General features: G+C 72.0%; 2 protein-coding genes and 1 pseudogene. All 3 read left to right on the forward strand.

Annotated features, from left to right (window positions below):
* Window positions 1–196 (forward strand): annotated as a pseudogene (locus AX737_RS09455) (hypothetical protein); the annotation flags it as partial.
* A 200-nt stretch (window positions 197–396) separates the two neighbouring features.
* A complete protein-coding gene (locus tag AX737_RS09460) occupies window positions 397–1,104 on the forward strand; it encodes a carbonic anhydrase (RefSeq protein ID WP_066920844.1) in 708 nt (235 codons plus the stop codon).
* A 10-nt stretch (window positions 1,105–1,114) separates the two neighbouring features.
* The gene (locus tag AX737_RS09465; RefSeq protein WP_066920846.1) at window positions 1,115–2,689 is read left to right on the forward strand and encodes a SulP family inorganic anion transporter; all 1,575 of its coding nucleotides are present in this window, start codon (window positions 1,115–1,117) and stop codon (window positions 2,687–2,689) included.
* Window positions 2,690–2,835 lie beyond the last annotated feature (146 nt).

Genomic DNA, 2,835 nt, shown 5'->3' on the forward strand with positions numbered 1-2,835 from the left:
GGAGATGTGTATAAGAGACAGGAGCAGCTTCGTCAACGACCCCTACCACGACCCCCGCTCCGCCTACTCGCAGCGCCAGGGCAGCGGTCAGATCCTCGGCGCGCCGATGCTGCACGAGCCCGCCCCCGTCGTCGCCCGCCGCAACGTCGTGTCGCCGGCCTGGGCCGCGGGCTGGTCCAAGCGTCCGGCGCGCTGATCCCAGCCGGCGATGCGGCGCACGACGTTCAGGCCTGCATCGCGGCGAGAGGGCCGCCCATCCAAGTCCTGCGATGGCACTTTCGCGATTTTCGAAAGTATCCGTCGCCCATCGTGATCATGCGGCGCGCCAAGATGCGCGATCTCTCGCACAAAGCGCCGCGCGTCACCGTCGACCTTCTCGCACAACGAGGATCTCACGTGGACAACATCATCCAGGGTATCTCGACCTTCAAGGGCCAGATCTTTCCCGGACAGCAGCAGATGTATCAGCGCCTGGTCCGGGACGGGCAGAGCCCGAAAGCCCTGATCATCGCCTGCGCGGATTCCCGCGTCTCGCCCGAGCACATCACGCAAGCCGGGCCCGGCGAGCTGTTCGTCTGCCGCAACGCCGGCAACATCGTGCCCCCGTTCACGCAGCAGAACGGCGGCGTCTCCTCGGCGATCGAGTACGCGGTCGTGGCGCTCGGCGTGCGCGACATCGTGGTCTGCGGCCATTCCGATTGCGGCGCCATGAAGGGGCTGATGACGCCCGAGGCGCTGGGCAGGATGCCGAGCGTCGCCGCCTGGCTGCGCCACGCCGCGGCCGCCGAGCGCATCGTCTGCGAGGCCTACCCGGCCGGGATGGACCCGAAGGAGCACCACCGGGCACTCGCCCTGGAGAACGTGATGGTGCAGCTCGCCAACCTGCGCACTCATCCGAGCGTCGCCGCCGCGCTCGCCAAGGGCGAGCTGACGCTGCACGGCTGGTTCTTCGAGATCGAGAGCGGCGAGTTGCTCGCCTACGACGGCGAGGCCGCCCGCTTCGTGCCGCTCGGGGACGAAGCCGACCTGCCCGTCGCCCAGGCCTCGCTGACCCGCCGGGTCGCGGAGCCGGACTACCGGACCGCCCCCGTCGCCGCCGCCTGAGGACAGGTCCATGCAGGCACTGTCCCGATCCGTGTCCCGATTCCTGCCGGCGGGCGCGCGCGCGAACCTCGCGCGTGGAAATCTCGCCAGCGATTTGCCCGCCTCCGTCGTCGTCTTCCTGGTCGCCCTGCCGCTCTGCATGGGCATCGCCATCGCGTCGGGCGTGCCGCCCGAGCGCGGCCTGATCACCGGCATCGTCGGCGGCATCGTCGTCGGGCTCATCGCCGGCTCGCCCCTCCAGGTCAGCGGGCCGGCAGCCGGCCTCGCCGTCATCGTGTTCGAGTTCGTGCGCCAGCACGGGCTCGACGTGCTGGGTCCGGTGCTGGTGCTGGCGGGCGCCTTCCAGCTCCTGTTCGGGGCGCTCCGGGTCGGCGGCTGGTTCCGGGCGATCTCGCCGGCCGTGGTGCACGGGATGCTCGCCGGCATCGGCGTGCTGATCGTGCTGGCCCAGATCCACGTGCTCACCGACGCGATGCCGCAGGCCAGCGGCCTCGACAACCTCGTGGCGATCCCGGCCGCCTTCTTCAACTTCGTCTCCGGCGAGGGCAACCGCTTCGGCGCGGTCGCGGTGGGGCTCGCCACCATCGTGGCGATGATCGGCTGGGAACGCCTGCGGCCGGCGAGCCTCCGGGTGCTGCCGGGCGCGCTGGTCGGCGTGCTCGCGGGCACGCTCGTGGCCACGCTCGGCGCGATGGACGTCAAGCGCGTCGAGGTGCCGGACGCGATCCTCGCCAGCATCGCGCTCCCCACCGCGGAGCTGTGGGGGCGGCTCGCCGAGCCGACGCTGATCGTGATGGCGCTGACCATCGCGGTGATCGCCAGCGCCGAGAGCCTGCTGTCGGCGGCCGCCGTCGACCGCATGCACGACGGGCCGCGCACGCAGTACAACCGCGAGCTCGGCGCGCAGGGCGTGGGCAACGTGATCTGCGGGTTCCTCGGCGGCCTGCCGATGACCGGCGTGATCGTGCGCTCCTCGGCCAACGTCCAGTCGGGGGCGAAGACCCGGGCCTCCACGGTGCTGCACGGCACCTGGATCCTGGCCTTCCTGCTCCTCCTGCCCTTCGTGCTGAAGCTGGTGCCGACGGCGGCGCTCGCGGGCATCCTCGTGGTCACCGGCTGGCGCCTCGCGAGCCCGGCCCACGCGCTGCACCTGCACGAGCGCTACGGCCTCGTCACGGCCGGGATCTGGCTCGCCACCCTGCTCACCGTGGTGCTGGTGGACCTGCTCTCGGGCGTGCTGACCGGTCTCGCGCTCAGCCTGGTCCAGGCGATCCCGGCGCTCCGCAAGGGGCCGCTGAAGATCGAGCACGCGGCGGCGGCCGAGCGGGCGGGCGTGCCGGAACTCAGGCTCTCGGGTGCTGCCACCTTCCTCCAGCTGCCCCGTCTCACCGAGGCGCTGGAGAAGACCCCGGTCGGCGGCGAGGTCCGGCTCTCCACCCACCGCCTCGCCCATATCGATCACACCTGCCTGGAGATGATCGAGGATTGGGCGAACCGCCGCGCCGCGGATGGGACCCGGGTCGCCGTGGTGGGCGGCTCCGGCACCCCGCACCGCAAGCTCGCCGAGGCCGTCGCCGCGGCCTGACCGAGCGAGCCCCTCCCCCGCCCGCGGGGGAGGGGCTCGGCCCTCGTCGTCGCGCCGTCATCCCCCTGTCAGACGGTTGCGCTCTGTCTCGCCGGCCCCATCCGCCGGCGAGAGAGCCCGATGTCCCCTCCCCTCACCCGCCGCCG

Source organism: Methylobacterium sp. CCH5-D2, assembly GCF_001556475.1.
Lineage (GTDB): Bacteria > Pseudomonadota > Alphaproteobacteria > Rhizobiales > Beijerinckiaceae > Methylobacterium > Methylobacterium hispanicum.